Origin of the sequence: Haloferula luteola (genome assembly GCF_014201715.1) — a bacterium.
Lineage (GTDB): Bacteria > Verrucomicrobiota > Verrucomicrobiia > Verrucomicrobiales > Akkermansiaceae > Haloferula > Haloferula luteola.
This window is the reverse complement of the sequence record NZ_JACHFD010000005.1, coordinates 45,860-64,265: the sequence shown is the minus strand read 5'-3', so window position 1 is coordinate 64,265 and position 18,406 is coordinate 45,860. Positions and strand designations below refer to the sequence as shown.

15 protein-coding genes are annotated in these 18,406 nt (G+C 58.5%); 7 read left to right on the top strand and 8 right to left on the bottom strand.

The features are described 5' to 3' along the window. Positions 1-10: 10 nt before the first annotated feature. Positions 11-871 (top strand): hypothetical protein, encoded by an 861-nt coding sequence (locus tag HNR46_RS06245; RefSeq protein WP_184016904.1) that lies wholly within the window; start codon positions 11-13, stop codon positions 869-871. Positions 872-1,115: 244 nt separating this feature from the next. Here the strand turns inward: HNR46_RS06245 and HNR46_RS06240 are convergent, their stop codons facing one another. The 3 genes from HNR46_RS06240 to HNR46_RS06230 all read right to left on the bottom strand — a co-directional run bounded on the left by HNR46_RS06240 (position 1,116) and on the right by HNR46_RS06230 (position 4,721). Beyond that, positions 1,116-1,928 (bottom strand): hypothetical protein, encoded by an 813-nt coding sequence (locus HNR46_RS06240; protein WP_184016902.1) that lies wholly within the window; start codon positions 1,926-1,928, stop codon positions 1,116-1,118. A 24-nt stretch (positions 1,929-1,952) separates the two neighbouring features. After that, positions 1,953-2,642, bottom strand: a complete 690-nt coding sequence (locus HNR46_RS06235; protein WP_184016900.1) for a lamin tail domain-containing protein — start codon at positions 2,640-2,642, stop codon at positions 1,953-1,955. A 69-nt stretch (positions 2,643-2,711) separates the two neighbouring features. Then, complete coding sequence (locus tag HNR46_RS06230) at positions 2,712-4,721, bottom strand: LamG-like jellyroll fold domain-containing protein (protein ID WP_221285043.1); 2,010 nt, start codon at positions 4,719-4,721, stop codon at positions 2,712-2,714. Positions 4,722-4,869: 148 nt separating this feature from the next. On the opposite strand from HNR46_RS06230, the gene HNR46_RS06225 reads away from it, so the two are divergent. Further along, complete coding sequence (locus HNR46_RS06225) at positions 4,870-5,664, top strand: glycerophosphodiester phosphodiesterase (protein WP_184016896.1); 795 nt, start codon at positions 4,870-4,872, stop codon at positions 5,662-5,664. Here the strand turns inward: HNR46_RS06225 and HNR46_RS06220 are convergent, their stop codons facing one another. Next, positions 5,665-6,408 (bottom strand): hypothetical protein, encoded by a 744-nt coding sequence (locus HNR46_RS06220; RefSeq protein WP_221285042.1) that lies wholly within the window; start codon positions 6,406-6,408, stop codon positions 5,665-5,667. A 170-nt stretch (positions 6,409-6,578) separates the two neighbouring features. Here HNR46_RS06220 and HNR46_RS06215 point away from each other — a divergent pair, with 170 nt between their 5' ends. Continuing rightward, on the top strand, positions 6,579-10,211 hold the full coding sequence (locus HNR46_RS06215; RefSeq protein ID WP_184016892.1) for a hypothetical protein: 3,633 nt from the start codon (positions 6,579-6,581) through the stop codon (positions 10,209-10,211). A gap of 111 nt (positions 10,212-10,322) precedes the next feature. Here the strand turns inward: HNR46_RS06215 and HNR46_RS06210 are convergent, their stop codons facing one another. Together HNR46_RS06210 and HNR46_RS06205 are read right to left on the bottom strand one after the other, a co-directional pair. Continuing rightward, positions 10,323-11,423 carry an aminopeptidase gene (locus tag HNR46_RS06210; protein ID WP_184016890.1) on the bottom strand — a complete coding sequence of 367 codons (1,101 nt, stop codon included), beginning with the start codon at positions 11,421-11,423 and terminating at the stop codon, positions 10,323-10,325. A 55-nt stretch (positions 11,424-11,478) separates the two neighbouring features. Next, positions 11,479-12,558, bottom strand: coding sequence for a PIN/TRAM domain-containing protein (locus tag HNR46_RS06205; protein ID WP_184016888.1), 1,080 nt, complete (start codon positions 12,556-12,558; stop codon positions 11,479-11,481). Between the two features lie 126 nt (positions 12,559-12,684). Between HNR46_RS06205 and HNR46_RS06200 the strand changes: the two genes are divergently transcribed. The 4 genes from HNR46_RS06200 (at position 12,685) to HNR46_RS06185 (ending at position 17,732) form a co-directional block, all read left to right on the top strand. Then, complete coding sequence (locus HNR46_RS06200; protein ID WP_184016886.1) at positions 12,685-13,644, top strand: SMP-30/gluconolactonase/LRE family protein; 960 nt, start codon at positions 12,685-12,687, stop codon at positions 13,642-13,644. Positions 13,645-13,712: 68 nt separating this feature from the next. Next, positions 13,713-14,570 (top strand): sugar phosphate isomerase/epimerase family protein, encoded by an 858-nt coding sequence (locus HNR46_RS06195; protein ID WP_184016884.1) that lies wholly within the window; start codon positions 13,713-13,715, stop codon positions 14,568-14,570. A 58-nt stretch (positions 14,571-14,628) separates the two neighbouring features. Then, on the top strand, positions 14,629-17,370 hold the full coding sequence (gene glnD, locus HNR46_RS06190; protein WP_184016881.1) for a [protein-PII] uridylyltransferase: 2,742 nt from the start codon (positions 14,629-14,631) through the stop codon (positions 17,368-17,370). After that, positions 17,367-17,732, top strand: coding sequence for a hypothetical protein (locus HNR46_RS06185; protein WP_184016880.1), 366 nt, complete (start codon positions 17,367-17,369; stop codon positions 17,730-17,732). Before glnD ends, HNR46_RS06185 begins: the two co-directional genes overlap by 4 nt. A gap of 12 nt (positions 17,733-17,744) precedes the next feature. Here the strand turns inward: HNR46_RS06185 and HNR46_RS06180 are convergent, their stop codons facing one another. Next, on the bottom strand, positions 17,745-17,984 hold the full coding sequence (locus HNR46_RS06180) for a hypothetical protein (protein ID WP_184016878.1): 240 nt from the start codon (positions 17,982-17,984) through the stop codon (positions 17,745-17,747). Between the two features lie 82 nt (positions 17,985-18,066). Continuing rightward, a complete protein-coding gene (gene rpsT / locus HNR46_RS06175) occupies positions 18,067-18,330 on the bottom strand; it encodes a 30S ribosomal protein S20 (RefSeq protein ID WP_184016876.1) in 264 nt (87 codons plus the stop codon). Positions 18,331-18,406 lie beyond the last annotated feature (76 nt).

The window sequence follows — 18,406 nt, the reverse complement described above, 5'->3', positions numbered from 1 at the left end:
TCTAGCTATTATGTCTGCTCATGTGACCGAAGTTCACGTCGCGAAGTTCACTCTTAGCGGGGGAGGCTTCCCACTGCGTCGGGATCCGCTGATCTCCGATTATCCGGACACGCTATTCCTCTTCGATTTCGCAAATACCTACTCGATTCCTGACGGAGATCCGGTGGCCGGGAAAGTCATCAAGGACCTGTCCGCCAATAACCTCTCGGCCACAATCTCAGCCCCGGATGTCGGGTTGACTTTGGCCGGCGGCGGCATCGACTTCAGCGGGACCGGAACGGTGCGGGATTTCGGCATCGAGCTGCCCGCATCTGTGTCGGCGGCGATCTACGATGGCGGCCAGGATTTCATCATCGTGGGATATTTCAAGCTCCCCACCGTGGCGAACTGGCCTGCTCCATCGACTGGTTTAAGTGGCGGGCTATTTTCTCTATGCCGCGGCGCGACAAGCTACGTGACCCATCCAGAGCTGGTGCTGCTGGCTTTTACAACCTCCGCAGGCAGCCTCTTTGGGAGGCGGCAAACTGCGCTCAACGCCTACGAGACGATGAACCCAGGGACAATTCGGGACCTGCATGCTGGGTTGGTGGCGCAGGTCTCGGTTCGCAGGCAAGGCACGACTACTACCCTCCGCATCCGCTCCTCGGGAGGAACTAGCGAGTCGGTCGCCACGGGTGCCGACAATACAGTGGATTTCAGTTCTGCAAAACTCGGCATTGGAAACTTCGGGCAGTTCTCCAACAGCTTCGCCACGCGCGATGGATTCCGGCTCTTCCGTGGGCATGCCCATCTCTTTCCATCGGGCTTCGATGCGGTCGCAATGCTCGAAGCTGAGTATGCCCGCAATATAGCACGGGGCGTCTTCAGTTAATGAACGGCGACGTCTTCAGTGGGGCTAAACTCTCGCCCAATTCACCCTATTTCTACACCCTACTTGTGTAGGGTAGCGTCGGGCCATGGAGCACATCGCCGCGTCTATCCGCGAAGGAGAGGAGCCCTAAACAGTGTTCACGAGTGCGTAAACTGGCTCAACAGCTGATCCTCGGCCGTGGAGTAGCCGCCCATCGGCCGAGGATCAGCTGTTGAGAACTTCGGATGACCCGTTTGGATATTTTCTACGCAGGACTGTACGCAGACTTCCGACGCGTTACACCATCGCTATTCACACGGGCCACCGCTGCGATCCTATCACTGCCGACACCGGCTGCGGGCACAAAGACGAACGATGCCGGATCCGCCTCATACGATTGCCCTTGAGCTCCATTGTCGTGGACGAACACCGTGAACGTCCCATCGGCATTCGCAGCACTCAACGCAAAGTTGTCCTCGTTCTTGGCACCATGAGTCAGCAAAACCCCTCGCGAGGCATCCGCCCCGAGCGCTCGCAAATCCACCGCATACCGGCCTCCTCCCAAATCGACCCACTGCTCTCCCAACTCCATGCCAGGAGACCCGATCAGTTCCGTCGTCGCGCCCCCGTTGGTCTCATTGAGTGCCAGACCACCCCGAAAACTTTCAAACGGAAACCACCCGAAGCTGGTATCGATGTTCACTTCCCCAGCATCGGGACTGTTGAATAGAGAAAGGTAATAGCGCCCGGCAGTCGTCCGATCATGGGCGGATGTCGCAAAGAAGGCGCCCATGGCGTCTCCTTGCGCTGAATTGTCCCTCGACCGCTCCGCCACCGCCGCCACCAACGCGCCTGCCAACACGTCGTTGGATCTCCCGAAATCAAGATCGTAGTCGCCTCGATTCCCTCCCGCCAGCACCACCCCTGAAGTCGCCCCATCCAACGACAAATCGACCGAATCCGCACGATTCCCAGCGTCGAGTTGCACCACTTTGACCGTGCCAAACTCCGCGCCATCTCGCGCCAACAAGGGAGCCGCCACGCCAATCGCGGCGGCCATCCAGCGATGCCCGTGCATGATTCTACGAGAGGTCCAGAAGGCTCAACGACGACGACGCACCAGCAAGCCCAGGCCCGCGATACCCAAAACCGTCACACCGGGCTCAGGCACCACTCCAGGGGTGCTGAGGGAAGCCCCCGTCGTCAGAGCCCAATCTGCGGCCGTGTCTGTATCCACAAACGGATCGATTCGATGATAACTCTGACCATCGCTCTCCGCACTCGCATCCAGAGCCGGGTTCATGGCAAAGGTGTTTCCCCAACTTACCATGTCAACCACCTGACCTGCGTCGTCCAACAGAAGCAACTGATCATTCGAATTGGAAAGGTTGATCACCCCTCCATCGGGATCCCAGGTCGAATCCAACACCAAATTCGGCACCGAAGCCGAATCGTCGATGATCTCATAATCCGGGCGAAATCCGTAGTTCGCAAAAAAAGTGCCCGATCCAATTCCGATCACGATCGTTTGCCCGGCGGCAATGGTCGAACCCGATGGAAACGCATACATCGATTCAGTCGCGCTCGAATCCCCTGACGTTTCTTCATCGCCGATACGGTAGCCCGTCAAATCGATCGAAAATGCACCGTTGTTGAACAACTCGATGAATTCCCCGGCCGTGTTACTCCCGACCTCATTGTAGAGAACTTCACTGATCACCAAGGCTCCTTGGGAGACGGAGGACACCCAAGCAAAAGCTCCAGCGAGGACGAATGGAAAACGCATACTCATTTCGCACCGCAAAAACAAAGCGGCCGCACCGCTGACCAGTGCGACCGCGTGACGATTCCGTTCCCCGACTTACTCGGCACTCACTTCCACGATCTCCGCCGTACCCACCCGAGTCGCATGGGCGCGATTCTCTGAGGCATCAGGCACCCAGGGTCCGATCTTTTCACCGAAATCAAAGGCCAGGATGGTCTTTGGAGACACGGGAGCATCACGCAACATCTCGACCTCTTCCCCTTCGTAGAGCGCTCCACGAGTGAGCCGAACCTCATCCAACTGTCCGGAAAAAAGAGACATCGGCTGACCTTCAGAATTCACATCCCCGCCGATGACCAAGGGAAGATCATTGCGCTTCCTCTTTCCCTCGCCAGCTTTTCGATCCAGCAACTTCCCGTCGAGGTAGAGCCGAGCCTCCTTGCCATCGTAAACACCGGCAACATGGTGCCATGCATTCGGCTTCAACACTGGCGCGTCAGCTTCCACCGTCAGGTAACGTCCGCCAACATGGACCGAAAAGTGGGGCTGGCCATGGCTCACGAAAATGCCGTACTCGGAACCTTCCATTTTGCTCACCAAGCCGGTCCTTCCTTCGAAGGATCGAGCCATGAATCGGCATTCTAAAGTGAACGCCTTTCCAACCTCAAACCGCTCCGATGGCACCAAAAGGGCGTCCTTTTTACCATCGAGATCGATTGCCAGTGCCTTTCCCTGACTCACCTGCTTCGAGGGGAATGCCAGCTTCAAGGGCACCTTCCTCTCGGGGATCGAATAACGAAATCCTTCACCCAGATAGTCCATCCCCACCTCGACGAATGGAGCCCGGAATGCTTCGTCCAAACCGTTCGCCAACCGTCCGACCTGAAAACTCACCGTCTTCTTCTCGCCAGGTGCCAATGCCCCATGAGTGTGATCGGGAGAAAACGACCACCGGCTGTCTTCTGAGGCTCCGCCCGCCGTGAATTCTACCAGATGAGAGGTCGGATTGCTCAACTCGACTTGTACTTCCACGACTTCGCACGCATTGAGATCGATCTCTGGTGAAACGCGAATGGGCGCCTTGGCCAAAGCATTGGTTTCCTGCACCAGGTCACCGGTGATCTCACGCACGTCGAGAACCTCCCCGACGGGAACCGCAGCGAGCGCAAGACGGTCTTTTCGAACCGTCACCAAGTCATAGTGATGCAGATAGCCAGCATCGGGAACCAATCCCGGCTGATGCCCCCCGGTCGTCGCCAGCGTTACATATTCAATTCCATCCCGTGGCCCATCATAGCGCATCTGATGAATGTGCCCGGCGAATACCGCGCTGACGTTCCCCGCTTGCTTCAAGCGCTCGTGGACTCGATCCCAATCGTTTCCATAGTGATTCCCGAGCCACCGAGGATGGTGGAGGAACAGAAAAACGTGCTTCGCATCCTTGGCTCTGGTCAGCGTTTCGTCCAACCACTCGAACTGCGCCGGGCTCATCTTCTGGGTTTCCGGATCCTGGAAGCTTTGCACTCCCGTCTCCGGATTGGCCTCATCCGAATAAAGCACAATGAACCAGCAGTCCTTGTGCTCGAACGCATACCACAGCGGTCCAAATTCCACCTCATAGTTCTTCTCGTTCCCCCCTACTGGACCCTTTACCCCCTTCGGACCCCGCCAATAAACATCATGATTCCCGGCCACCGGGAACCAGGGACAAGCCAACTCGTCCATGATCGACTTGAATTCTACCGCCTGCTCTTTCCACTGATCCTCCTGATTGTACCCCTGCACCAGATCACCAACCGTCATCACCAGATCGGGCTCCAGGAGGTTCACATCGCGCACGGCATCCGCGAGGATCGATACCCCATCCGCAGGACCCCCTGTGCGGTCGCCAAAAACGATGAAGCTAAATGCGTCTTCCTCCTTCGGAAGCCGGAGGGCCGCCGCCGCTTCCCGCGAGGTAAGGAAGCGTTCCGGCGAAGAAAGCTCCGTCGGCAGCTTTTCCCCATAGTGATGGTGATGGTGGAGGTGCCCGATATTCGGGTTCACCTCTTGTTCCTGCGCCGCCAGCGGCCACGCGATCATCCAAGCAAGTCCCAGGTATTTCATGTCGAGCCCTCCGACTAAATGTCCGCGCATCGACTGCCTCATGGATTCGTGTTTCAATTTGGTCGCAGACCCCATTTCCCACCCGGGCGAAACGGTCACCCGGCTTGTCTTGCATGGGGGCCTCGATCTTCCGAAATGCTTTCCTTTCATGAAACGAATCGCAGCCATTCTCATCGGTGTAAGTTCCCTCGCCTTCGCCCAGTCTCCACGAATTGTCGCCCATCGCGGCGCATCCCACGACGCCCCGGAAAACACTTTGCCTTCCTTCAAGCTCGCTTGGGAACAAGGGGCCAATGCGATTGAGGGCGATTTCCATCTCACCTCCGATGGCCATATCATCTGCATCCACGACTACGATACCCGCCGAGTGACCGGAAAGAAAATCAGTGTAAAAGACAGCACCTTCGACGCCCTCCGCAAGCTCGATGCCGGGTCTTGGTTCGACGCCCGCTTCAAAGGAACTCCACTTCCGGAATTCGCCGAAGTCGCCGCGACCGTTCCCGCAAGCGGACAGTTCTATATCGAGGTCAAATGTGGCCCGGAGATTCTCCCCACCCTCCTCGGGGAGATCCAAAAGTCCGGGCTAAAAAATGATCAGGTCGTGATCATTTCCTTCAACGCACCCGTCATCCGCGAGCTCAAGAAAACCACCTCAAAGTTCAAAGCCTTTTGGCTCTCCAGCTTTGAGAAAGGCAATCCTCTTCAACCGTCCAGCCAGCAAGTTCTCGACACGCTGGCGGACATTCACGCCGATGGATTGAGCTCCAAGGCAGATCCCCGAGTCGATGCTGCTTTCCTTAAGCCCCTGTTCCAAAAGAATCTTGGCTACCATTGCTGGACCGTCGACGACCCCAAAGTCGCCGAACGGTTTCTCGAGCTCGGAGCCCAATCGATCACCACCAACCGTCCTGGTTGGTTGCGCCAGCAGTTGAACGCACGGTAATCAGCGGTTCCCGATCACCGGCAGCACCTGAACCGGCTGCCGGGAATCCTTTCGATCCGCCTGAAACACCACCCATTGGCGCAAGGTTCCCGCCTCATTTTCGACATTCGTATCGATCGCGGTCGCCAGCCCCCCTCCCTGCGGATACTGCACTAGCAACCGCCCACCCGTCGCTCCCGCCGGAAACTCGAGCTTCGCCTGCTTGCCCGGCTTCAAGAGCAGTTTCTTCTCCCCCCAAGTGACACCGACGTCACCGGAGCAAACATTGACCACGCGTGTTGCCTGGGCGGGCACCGCTTGCTTCGACTCGTCAAGCGCCAGAAAGCGCACCTTGTCCCACTTGGCCCCCACTCTCCACACCACCAATAAGGTGGCATCGCCCCCGCCAAGAGGAGCCTTGAGCCACACATCCCCCGTCGAGGAATCACGCAAGGTCACCACAGGGGCTTCACCCTCTTTCACCGTGACTTGGACTCCCCCGGAAACTTCACCCAACCTGAGCGAGAGACGCTCCGATGAGTCTTCGGCTTCATCACCAGGTTTCACAAAACCCACGGAAATTTCCCGCGGCGGCAAACTCCCTTCGGGCGGATCGATCTCGTAACGCACCCCATCTCGCACCTCCTGCTTGAAGGGTGCCCGGTTGCCTACCGTCAACACTCGCAAACGGTGGAACTTTCCTTCCTCGGCATGGAGTGCGGAAAAACTCAGCATCAGCATCAGCAAACTCAATCGTTTCATCATAGGCATGGGGTCGCGCCCATCCCATCCCCCCATCCATGCCGCCCAAAAAGTCTGCCGATGCGGCAAAATCGTAACCTGACGCACCAAAAGCTTCCCACCGGAGGCAACAAACGTGTAACGGGTAAGGTTTTGCACCTGGCCCCAGATGTCCGTTCTACTGGACCCGTAGGATGAAAGCACATCTCACTCGGTCAGCCGCCCGCCTTCCCCAATCGGGCTTCAGTCTCGTCATCACGATTGCGCTCATGGTGCTCCTCACGCTTCTCGCGGTGGGCATGATGGGACTTGCCACGGTGAGCCTCCGTAAAGGCCATCATGTTTCCACCATGGAAGAAGCGCGCACCAATGCTCGCTTCGCTCTTGAGCAAGCGATTGCCCAACTCCAGAAGCACGCGGGCCCGGACCAACGGGTCACAGCCGAGTCCGCCTTCGGAGTATCCTCCGATCCCGACTCCGCACCCAGCGGCGTCAAACACCCCCACTGGGTCGGTGTCTGGAGAACGACGCTGGAAGACGGATCTCCTCTCATTCTTCGCAATGCCGAGAATGGTGGTCTTCACGATGCCCGTGAAGATGGCGATTGGGACATTGAAAACGATCTCCTCACTGAGCTGGTCAGCGGCAATGAATCGCAACTGATCTACCGCTCCGACCGCGCCAGTGACGGCGAAGAAATGCAACTTCTCGTTGGCCCCGGCAGCGTGGGAGACAGCTTGACCCAGGACTACGTCAGTGCTCCGAAAGTTCGGATCGGAGAGGACAACAAAGCCGGGGGCGAATATGCCTGGTGGGTCGGAGACCTCGGTACCCGTGCCAACATTTCCACTCCCGACCGCTTCGATGGACCTCAGGGCGATGACATCCGTCGTCTTCAAATTGCCCAGGACCAGTCGGCCACCGCCTTTGGCAGCGATTCGGAGCTCTCGAATGAAGAGCGCTCAAAGATGCTCAGCCCTGCTACCCTCAAGGTTTCAGAGGGGCTGCAAGACGCGGTCAAACAACACTACTTCGACTTCACCACCGATTCGGAATCCTTGCTAGTCGACGTGCGCGAGGGGGGCCTCAAAAAAGACCTCACCGCCTTCATCGAAGGAAATGGCGAAACCGGTGAAATGGAATCCGAAGGCATGGCGGGCGTCGGCCTCGGCCAAGAGGATCCCATCATTGGACCTCCCAATGATCTCGCCGCCGAGGTGATGGAAGACGGATCCCAGGCCTACCGCCTCAATCAAATCTCGCCCACTTTCGGCCTGATCCGCCACTGGGCAAAACGCGCCGAAAAACTCGGCCTCTCGACCCGTCAAATGTCCGCTTCCTTCTCCCCGACTCGAGCTCGGGATGACGACAAAATGCAAAGTTACGGAGGCCAGAACCTCTACCCCGTCGAATACAAAAACCGGCAACAATCCGACGTGCAACCGGTCCTGACCGAAGGCTCCATTTACTACAACATCAGTTATTTCGACACCGGTTCCACCGACACCCGGCGAAAGTATGGCCTGCGACTCCACCTCTATCCTCGAGTGGTACTGTGGAACCCCTACAATGTGGCCCTTAAGGTCAACCCCTCCATGCTGGGGCTCCAAATCAACGGCGCCAAGCAGGTCGAAATCATCGTCGACAACGCCGGCAAGGAAGAAACCCTCCACTACCGCATGAGTTGGGGCAATCTGCTCGGCACCGGAGGAGCCTTCGAACGCTGGAGACGGGGTTCGCACTACTTCAAGCTCGCTGCTACCACACTCGAACCCGGGGAATCGGTCGTTTTCTCTCCATCGGGAAACATGCCCTACGACCAGAGCAACTTCGGCGCAAACCTTCTCACTCCGTCCCAGCGGCCCGACCCGACTCGCAGCTTCTACATGGACAAGCGCGACGACGGGGATTTCCTCTTTGAGGTGGCTCAAAGCTTCCCCCCTGACCCTCGCATCGTCAGCGATTACCTGAAGGCTCCGGGAGTCCGCTGGAGAGAGGTTGTCCCCGGCACGGCCGCCGGCAACGTCCAGCAAAGTGGCTATACTCAGGCCGACGACTACTGGATGTATTGGAAACCCTTTCCTTCCTCCAGTGCCTCGGGCACCGCCAACCTGCGCACCTTCGCTTCGCTTCCCCATGGCCAGTATGTCTCTTGTGCCTTCCAATATGGCGACGAAGACGAGCTTCCAGTTCAATGGAGCGACGTCGATCCCGTTCCGATGATGGAGTCGACTCAGGGCGGCGTAGTGCAACAAGTTCCGGACCGTCGCACCCGCGACGGATTCCGCCTCCGCTGGCTCAACGAACATGCCTCCAACATCATGGGCTCGGGAAGCCTCGCAGGCACCCCTCACTTTCAAACCGCAACCATCGCCAACTGGAATGTGCGCGCCGCCTATTCTTTCCGATCCGCATTCGAGAATGTCACGGACGTCGCCCCGCACTTCTTTGGCGCTTACACCCGCGACCTCTTTGACGACGCCATCAGTTGGAATCAGCTCACCCCTCGCTCCTCGGGGGGTACCGCCGAAGGTGACCCCTTTGATCAGCCGAATGCCGGTCAGCGACGCATCCTCTTCGATCTGCCCCGCACCGGTGGTGAGTTGGTCTCCCTCGGTGCGCTGCAGCACCTCAAGTTTTCGGAGCTCGTCTGGCATCCCACCTACGCCTTTGGCAATTCCCTGGCCGATCCGCGCATCTCGACCGACATGACCGAACCGGACCGCAGCGAGCGCGATAACGAATGGGAAGGAGGCTGGAACCGGGACACCATTGGCTACAGCACCGATGGACGATCCAACAACCCCACCACCTACAATTCGGATAGTTGGGCCCAACATGCGCGTGGCCTCCTCGAACAGACCGCCCGCGATCAAGACCTGATCTTCGACCTCAGCTACGAGCTCAACTACAGCCTCTGGGATCGCTACTTCCTTTCTACGGGAACTCCGAGTGACAAGGGCGCGTTCCTCGACGACCCCGTCAACCGCCCGCTTCCCAATGGCCGACTGCAACCGACCCTCTCCGCCACCGAGGAGGATCTCGCCGACTTCCACCACGCTGCCTCCGCGCTAACACTTCAGGGAGGCTTCAATGTCAATTCCATGAGTGTTTCTGCATGGGAGTCGCTTCTCCTCTCATCCGCGGGGGTGCGGACGGATGACAACAAAGTCCTCTTTCCTCGCATTTTGGAGCCGAAGGGCAAGGAGTGGGACGGTGCCAATCCACGGAGCGAAGCTGCTTGGGATGGTCAACGCACGCTATCCCGAGACGAAATCCGCAGCCTCGCAGAATCCATCGTCACCGAGGTTCGAAAACGCGGCCCGTTCTTGGGACTTTCCGACTTCGTCAATCGTCGCCTCTCGCTCGACGAAACAGGAAAAATGGGCGCCCTCGAAGCGGCCCTGTCCACCTCTGGCATCAACCAGTCTTTCGACGACACCTGGCCGGTGAACAACGACGAAACCCTCCCGAACTACAATCACATCGACAACATCAAGGACCCGACCCGCATCGAACAAACCCTCAAGCCCAATTCGAATGCCTGGGGAGCTCTTGGGTTCGTGACGCAGGCTGACCTCCTCCAGTCCCTCGGTCCGGTGCTCACCGCCCGCTCCGACACTTTTGTGGTCCGCGCCTATGGCAATGCGGTCGACAAAAATGGCAAAGTCCTCGCAGAGGCTTGGTGCGAAGCCGTCGTCCAACGACAATCCGATCCGGTCAACCCCGACAAAAGTGGCATCAACCCGGACGTCGAGCGGAACGTCGACTTTGGTCGTCGCTTCACCACCAAGCGTTTCCGCTGGCTTCACCGCGACGAAATCTAATCGCCCTTTCCCCACCCCAGCCCGCGTCGCCAACTTTCGGTGACGCGGGCTTTCGTTTTACCATCGCTCCGTCGCCCGGAATGACCGGGCCGTCCGGAAGCAGGCAATCAATCAGCCATTCAGCTTCGCCAATGCCTTGGGCAGGAAAACCCCATCCTTGCGGATCACCTTGCCATCAAAACGAATCTCCCCACCGCCGTAGTCCTTGCGCTGAATGCACACCATGTCCCAGTGCACCTGAGAGCGATTGCCATTGTCCGCCTCTTCGTAGGCTTGACCCGGCGTAAAGTGGAACGATCCACCAATTTTTTCATCGAACAAAATGTCCCGCATCGGCTCACGAATCGCTGCGTTGTAGCCGAGCGCGAACTCCCCAATGAAACGCGCGCCTTCATCGCTATCCAGGATCTTCTTGATCTCCTTGTTCTTCCCGGGCGACTCCGCTTTGACGATCTTGCCCTTCTCGAAAGTAAGCTTCACCGAGTCGAACGGAATGCCCTGATAGATTGTTGGGGCATTGTACGAAAGCACCCCTTCGACGCTGTCACGGACCGGGGCAGTGAAGACCTCCCCGTCAGGAATATTGCAGGTCCCGGCACACACCACGGCCGGGATGTCCTTGATGGAGAATCGCAAGTCGGTTCCCGGACCGGTGATCTCAACTTGATCCGTGCGGTCCATCAGCTTCTTCAGGGCCGTCGCCGCCGGTACCAGTGACTTGTAATCGACGAGGCACACATCGAAATAGAAGTCCTCGAAGGCCTCGGTGCTCATGCCCGCCTGCTGCGCCATCGACGGACTCGGCCAACGCAGCACACACCACTTCGTCTTTTTCACTCGCCAGTCCATCACCGGTCGGAGCTGCTTCATCGCCAGCGCCATCCGCGCGGCAGGAACATCGCTCGATTCCGCAATATTGTCCGATCCGCGGACTGCAATGTAGGCATCCATGTCCTTCATTTCCGCCAACAGGTGTTTGGAGAGCAGACGATACTGCTCATCGGTGGCTCCCAGCAACAACTCACGGGTCAACCGCGAACGATGAACCCGAATCAAGGGCGTTGCCTTACGGCGGCGCACCTCACGAAGCAGCGCCAGCCCAATCGAATCAGGCACATCAAAGAGGTCGATCAGGATCTTCTCTCCCTTCTTCAGCGAAACGGAATATCCGATCAACTGGCGGGCCAACTCATCAACGCGAGGATCGTGCATGGGGCAAAACAAGCTTTCCCGCCCCCGGAATGAAAAGAACAATCGCCCTCGGCGATCAGTTCGCCAGTTCAGCAAAAACCATCGTACCCCCGGCAGTTTGGAGAGTGCTGATGACCTGAACGTCCTCCGTTTTCCCGATCCGTTGCACCGCCTGGTTGACGACAATCATCGTACCATCGGACAGATAGCCCACTGCTTGGTGGTCATCTTTGCCAGGCCGGACGAGGGCCAATCGGATCCTCTCCCCCACCACCACCGAAGGTCGCAATGCCTCTGCAAGCTCATGAAGACTGAGCACTTCCACGCCGCGAAGCCGCGCAAATTTCCCCAAGCTGTCATCGGTCGTCATCAACCGAGCCCCTAACAACAAGGCCGTCTGCACGAGCCGGGAATGCACGCTTTCCCGGCGATCCACCTCACTGGCATCTTCCACGGTGATCGCGATTCCACTGTCGGCCTGCATCCGCTCCAACAACTCCAATCCACGGACTGCCCGCTGGCGTTGGGTGGCATTTCCCGATTCCGAAATCGTCTGGAGATCATCGAGCACAAAGCGCGGCACAATCAACCGACCCGCCAAAAAGCCTGATTTCACCAGTCCGGGAATGCGGCCGTCCATGATCGTATCGGCATCCAAAACCATAGGCCTCCCGGAGGTGCCATCCTGGCGAAAGCGCACGTAGGGCAGAATGAAAGCAAAGTCATCGCGACTGCTGCGCAGTGCCAGCACGGCCCCGATGAAGCCGAAACCGGCATAAATCATCGTGCCGACCGCGAGGTTGATGGTCTGAGCAATATCTCTGCCCGATGCCAGGCCGCCGTTGAGCTCCAGCGTGCGATCAAACACCGCGGTGACCAATTCGCTCAAGCCCACCCGGGTGAGCAAGAACGCGCAAAACAGCCCGACCAAGAGCCCGAAGGTGGCCGTCGACAAACCGCGCACCGTGAAGCCCTTGATCAGCACTTCCACAAGAATGAAAATCCCCGCGACCAAAAGGCCCCCAATGATCCCTCCCCACATCGGTAACCCCCAGGATTCGTAGCCTTTGGTTCCAAAGGCCAGCATGCAACCCGCCACCACGCAGATCAGAACGTAGAGCAAGCGGACAATGTTGACGGAGGCTGGAGTTCCCATGAATTGACGGCGAGCATCCCTCCTTCGCCCTTGCTGGCGCAAGCAAAACGAATTCTGTCTCAGGAGACCGACCGCGGCTCCATTCCGAGTTGGACTTTCCCTTTTCCCTGGCGGAAGCCTTACAACATGCTCCACCGGATTGCCTGCGTCCTCCTCATTAGCCGCCTGGCTGGAGAACCCGAGTCGATCGAACGACTCGATCCTGCACTCGATCGGATTTTACCCGTCGATGCCGCCGTGGAGACGCTGATGACCGGATTTGCCTGGGTCGAGGGCCCCGTCTGGGATCCGCGGCACTCCCGCCTTCTGTTCTCCGACATCCCCGCGAACACCATTCATGCTTGGTCCGCGGCCAATGAGCATCTCGATATCTTTCTCAAACCCTCCGGCTACACCGGCACCGGCGACTACGGCAGAGAACCCGGTGCCAATGGACTCGCCCTGAATGCAGATGGGGATCTGCTGTGCTGCGAACATGGAGACCGCCGCCTCTCCATCCTGAAGCCCGGCGGCGGCAAGCTGACCCTTGCCGATCGATTTGAAGGACAACGCCTGAACTCGCCCAACGATCTCACCCTCCACCCCAACGGCTCGATCTACTTCACCGATCCCCCCTATGGCCTCCCTCGTGGTGCCGACGATCCTTTTCGCGAACTCGATTTTTGCGGAGTCTATCGCATCGATCCCGAGGGCAAGCTTCAACTTCTCACTCGGGAGATCGAACGCCCCAATGGCATCGCCCTGAACCCACAAGGCGACCTCCTTTACGTCTCCCAATCCAGCGGGAAGGAGCCTTTCATCTGGAGATTTCCCATCGAAAATGATGGCTCACTGGGTCCTCGCCGGATGTTTTTCGACGCTCGCACACTTGAAGGACCCGGAGCTCCTGATGGCCTCAAAGTGGCGGAAGACGGCACCGTCTTCGCCACCGGACCGGGCGGCCTGCTCATCCTCTCACCCACGGGAAAACTGCTCGGCCGAATTCTCTGCCACCGCCCCACAGCCAACGTTGCGCTGGCTCCCGGCGAACTCTACCTGACCTCCAGCGACCGGATCCTACGGGTCCCACGGATCATGCCTCGATGAATCCTTCGGAATTCCTCGCGAGAAAGTCCTTTCCTCTGCGTATTCCTCACCGTTTTTCTCAATCGTCTATGAAACGTCGTAACGCCCTGAAATTGCTCCCCGCCTCTTCGCTCTTGTTTGCCACCCGTGGTGCGGCCGCTGTGCTGCCTCCCGTCTCGGTGACTCCGGCAGGCTACGCCATCTCGGTTCAATGCTGGACCTTCAAGGAGTTCACCCTTTTTGAAGCCATCGAAATGGCTGCCGCTGCCGGAGCTACCGGTGTTGAACTCTTTCCCGGACAGAAAATCGGAGGCGACTTCGGCGATGCCGGACTCGATCCCGCCAAAGCCTCCGAGCAAGTCCCGGCCGTCCTCGCGAAGTGCAAGGAACATGGCATCGCCCCAGTCAATTTCGGCGTCACCGATGTTCCCAACGACGAAGCCCAAGCCCGCGTGCTTTTCGATTTCGCCAAGCAATTGGGCCTCTACGGCATCACCACCGAAGCACTCGGCTCATTGGATGTCCTTGAAAAACTCGCCAAGGAATACGACATCAACGTCTGCTTCCACAACCACCCGAAGCCCACCGCGCTTTGGAATCCGGAAACCGTCGGCAAGGCCATCGAGGGTCGCGACGAACACCTCGGATACTGCGCCGATATCGGCCACTGGGCCAGCTCCGGCATGGACCCCTTGGAAGTCGTGAAGTCGATCGCACCTCGAATTCGCTCTTTCCACTTCAAAGATCGCGAATCCATCACCGAGTGGACCCACGACCGCCCGTATGGAACCGGCATTCTGAAACTCCCCGAGATTCTTGCGGAAGCGAAGAAGCACGGCTTCGCTGGCAACATCTCGATCGAATACGAGCACAATTGGAATTCCTCACTGCCTGAAGTCGCCCAATGCGTCGGCTACCTGCGCGCCTGGTCCAAGCTCAACGCCTAATCTCACCGGAATCCGGTATGGACCGCCGGAGTTTCCCTCGGCAAGCTCCGGCCAATCCATGCCGCCTCTTCATCTCAAGAACCTTTCCGATCACGCGAAGATCGCGCTCAAGGCCGCCAAGGAAGGCCGCTTGTCACCCGGCGAGCGGCTTCGAGTCTTCAAGCGCTTCATCAAGATCGAAGAGCACCGAATCAAACTCCGCCACCAAGGCGGGGCGGGCGGACTGGAAATCGCAACAGCCCGCGCCGAACTTCTCGACATCGTCCTGCGTGCCGTCTTCCACGGCGCTCTGAAGCAGCGCGATCTGACCGCGAATCTCTCGCTGGTCGCCGTCGGTGGCTATGGCCGGGGAACCATGAATCCCTGCTCCGACGTGGATCTCCTCTTCCTCGTCCCACGGGCCTCTCACCGTCTCCCCAAACCCTTGGAAGAGGTCGTTCACGAGGTCCTCTACCTCCTCTGGGATGTCGGCTTCAAAGTCGGCCATGCCGTGCGCTCGATCAGCGAGTGCGTGCAACAATCGCGGATCGATCTCGAAGCCAAGACCGCTCTGATGGATGCCCGTCGAGTCGCCGGAGACCGCTCATTGTTTGCCGACTTTCGGAAAAAATTCGCCATCGAACTGAAGCGCGGCCAGGAAGCCTTTTTCAGCCAACGACGGGAAGATCTCCGCAGCCGCCACACCAAGTTTTCCCGCACCGTGTTCCTCCAAGAACCCAACGTGAAGGAAGGCTGCGGCGGAATGCGCGACTACCAAAACATCCTCTGGGTGATCCGTGTCAAAAGAGGGTGGACATCTCTGGAAAAACTCGTCGAAGGGCGACTGCTCACCCGCACCGCCCTGAAGGAAATCGAAGACGCCTACGACTTTCTTCACCGTGTGCGCAATGAACTTCACTACCAAGCCGGCCGAGGTTCCGACCAACTCACCCTCCGCCTTCAGGGCGTCGTTTCCACCGATTTCCGCTATCCGCAGCGCTCCATCCTCCGCCGCACCGAGGCGTTCATGAGGGATTACTATCGACACACCCGAAACCTCTATCAGCACAGCACCTCGATCATGGAAATCTTCCAGATCGAGGAAGAAAACAATCGCGAGACCGGCCTCACCAGTTTCCTCACCCTGCGGTCCAAGAAGCGCGAGGAATTCGATGGATTCATCGCCCGAGAAGGCCGGATCTACCCCACCAATGCCGAAATCTTCAAAGAAGACGCCAACCGGATCATGCGGCTCTTCCAGCATTGCCAGGTCAGGAACCTCCGACTCAGCCCGCCGATTCGCAAGTTGGTCAAAAAGCACTGGGGGGACATCGACCGCCCGTTCCGCTACAACAAACTCAACCGCGAAGTTTTCGAAGGCATCCTCAGCCGTAAAGGCGACGTCGCTCGCACCTTGCGCCAAATGCACAGGGTCGGGTTCCTGGGCCGATACCTTCCTGAATTCGGCGCCCTTGATTGCCTCGTGCAGCACGAGTTCTTTCATCGCTATACGGCCGATGAACACACCCTGCGCTTCATCGAAGCCATCGATGCGCTGGTGGAGAGTGATGATCCCCGACTGCAGCTCTACCGCCAGCTGCTGATTGAAATCCAGGACCCGCCAGCTCTCTACCTCGCGATTCTCCTCCACGACAGCGGTCGCTCTGAAAATGTCCGCGAGCATATTGACGGCTCCGCAATGCTCGCCCAACGCCTCTGCAATCGACTCCAAGTCCGCGGATCGCGTCGCCAGCTGATCATGTTTTTGGTCGACCACCACCTGACCCTGTGGCGCTACGCCACCACCAAAAATATCGAAGACCCCAAGGTCGTCGCCGAATTTGCAGCCTTGATGCGCAATACCTCGCGTCTTGATGCTCTGCTGCTGTTCACCTACGCCGATTCCAACGCCACTTCGCCCGACGCTTGGACCAGTTGGAAGGAAACCCTCCTCCGCCAGCTCCACTCCTCGACTCGCAGCTTCCTGACCAACGGCAAGGAACGCTTCAACGAAATCATCCTCCTTGAGCGAGAAGCGCTTCAAACTCAGACACTCCATGCGATGGGCGACGAGTGGAAGGAAGAGATCGACGAGCATTTCTCCTTCATGCCGGCCAGTTACTTCCGCTTCCGCAGCCCGCGCACCATCCCCGTGCACGTCAAAGCAGTGAAGCAATTCAAGGAACGCGAAGCCAAGAGCGATGGCGCCTTCGAATGCTCCATCCAGGCTCTCGACCGAGCCGACCGCGGCTATACCGAAGTGGTGGTGGTTTCCCGTGACCAGCCCCTGTTTCTCGAGAAAGTCTGCTGTGCCATCGCCTCAGAGGGCATCAACATCCTCTCCGCCGACTTTCACACTCGGGTCGACGGCATCGTCGTCGACATCTTCCGAGTCTGCACCGTCGATTTCGCACCTGTCTCCGACCCCAAAGTCCGCGAATCGGTCATTCAGGCCCTTTATCGACTCAGCGAACACGAGGCCTACAACTCGCAAGAATACCTCAAGCCCAAGCGCAATTTGCTGCGCCCTCGCGAGGAGGGCGGCATCGCGTTTCCGGTTCGGGTTCACGTCTCCAATGACCTCGATCCACAAAACACCATCGTCGAGGTTCAGGCGATTGACCGAATCGGCCTTCTCCACGATCTCTTCCACGCGATCAACGAATGCGGCCTCGATACCGTTCATGCCCGGATTTGCACCGAAAAGGGCGCGGCGCTCGACACCCTTTACGTGACCGTTCCCGGTGGCGGCCAGGCGACGGACATCGAACTCCTTGAAACTTTGCAACAGCGACTCGAAAAAGTCGTTCATCTGCCATGAATCTGATGCGCCCTCTCCTATTCCTCGCCGGAGCCCTCACGATGGGACTTGGGGTCGTCTCCATGGGATCACTCAACGACCCTGGCTTGCTCCAGGGAGCGCTAACGCTCGGCGGCGGGTGGTTGATCTGCGCGGGCTTTTCTTTCCGCTCCTATTGGCACGGCGTGATCGGTGCCGGTGTGCTCGGATTGCTCGGAGCCACGCGTTGTGCACCGGCTTGGCTCAAATTGACTCGGGAGCCCACCGCGCCATGGGAGGCTGCATCCTTCATCATCTCGGCCGTCGTGCTGATCGTCGTCGTCAAAGCCCTTCTGGCCGAGCGTGCACGGCGGACCCGCGAAGAGCTCCTCCGCCAAGACTGATCCCCACCGAGATCAGGACATGTCGCCCATGGTGACCGAAGTTTGGTCCCGGGAACCTAGCAATCGGGCTTGCTCAATCACCCGTTGGGCTTCGCCATCAAACCGGAAGCTATGGCAATTGGGGCACAGGACCACCCCTGTGCCAACGATCGATTCGCAACCTTCGCACACCTTGTAGCCTGAGGGATTGGCCGCGATTTCAGCCGCCTTTTTCTGGCGGGCATTGAGAGGGGATGGAGTGGGCTCGCTCATGGATCGACATGAAAGAAGCGGCACCGGGGTCCGGCGCCGCTTCAAAAAATGGTCATCGAACGCCGAATCGGCGAGTTCGAACTTAGGCGATCGAGGCAAGCGCCTTGGCGGTCTTGCTCTTGATGTTCGCCGCCTTGTTGGCGTGAATCAGACCCTTCTTGGCCGCCTTGTCCACAGCTGACGAGAGCTTGGAAGCAGCCGAAGCAGCAGTGCTCGCATCCCCGGAGGCCACGGCCGACAAGGCTTCCTTACGAAGCTTCTTGATGGTCGATTTGCGATCGCGGTTGCGCTCGGTCCGGATCTTGGTCTGACGGACGCGCTTGAGGGCTGACTTGTGATTGGCCATGGTGGATGGAGAAAAAATGAGTGCCTTCGTTCCCGAGAGGCAGAGCGAAGCATGCTTCGGGGGGCGGGAAGATAGG

Coding starts and splice junctions, on each gene's coding strand:
- HNR46_RS06225 (WP_184016896.1), top strand. CDS start 4,870: ATGAAACGAATCGCAGCCATTCTCATCGGTGTAAGTTCCCTCGCCTTC.
- rpsT (WP_184016876.1), bottom strand. CDS start 18,330: ATGGCCAATCACAAGTCAGCCCTCAAGCGCGTCCGTCAGACCAAGATC.
- HNR46_RS06205 (WP_184016888.1), bottom strand. CDS start 12,558: ATGGGAACTCCAGCCTCCGTCAACATTGTCCGCTTGCTCTACGTTCTG.
- HNR46_RS06180 (WP_184016878.1), bottom strand. CDS start 17,984: ATGAGCGAGCCCACTCCATCCCCTCTCAATGCCCGCCAGAAAAAGGCG.
- HNR46_RS06215 (WP_184016892.1), top strand. CDS start 6,579: ATGAAAGCACATCTCACTCGGTCAGCCGCCCGCCTTCCCCAATCGGGC.
- HNR46_RS06185 (WP_184016880.1), top strand. CDS start 17,367: ATGAATCTGATGCGCCCTCTCCTATTCCTCGCCGGAGCCCTCACGATG.
- HNR46_RS06200 (WP_184016886.1), top strand. CDS start 12,685: ATGCTCCACCGGATTGCCTGCGTCCTCCTCATTAGCCGCCTGGCTGGA.
- HNR46_RS06220 (WP_221285042.1), bottom strand. CDS start 6,408: ATGATGAAACGATTGAGTTTGCTGATGCTGATGCTGAGTTTTTCCGCA.
- HNR46_RS06235 (WP_184016900.1), bottom strand. CDS start 2,642: ATGAGTATGCGTTTTCCATTCGTCCTCGCTGGAGCTTTTGCTTGGGTG.
- HNR46_RS06210 (WP_184016890.1), bottom strand. CDS start 11,423: ATGCACGATCCTCGCGTTGATGAGTTGGCCCGCCAGTTGATCGGATAT.
- glnD (WP_184016881.1), top strand. CDS start 14,629: ATGCCGCCTCTTCATCTCAAGAACCTTTCCGATCACGCGAAGATCGCG.
- HNR46_RS06230 (WP_221285043.1), bottom strand. CDS start 4,721: ATGAAATACCTGGGACTTGCTTGGATGATCGCGTGGCCGCTGGCGGCG.
- HNR46_RS06240 (WP_184016902.1), bottom strand. CDS start 1,928: ATGCACGGGCATCGCTGGATGGCCGCCGCGATTGGCGTGGCGGCTCCC.
- HNR46_RS06245 (WP_184016904.1), top strand. CDS start 11: ATGTCTGCTCATGTGACCGAAGTTCACGTCGCGAAGTTCACTCTTAGC.
- HNR46_RS06195 (WP_184016884.1), top strand. CDS start 13,713: ATGAAACGTCGTAACGCCCTGAAATTGCTCCCCGCCTCTTCGCTCTTG.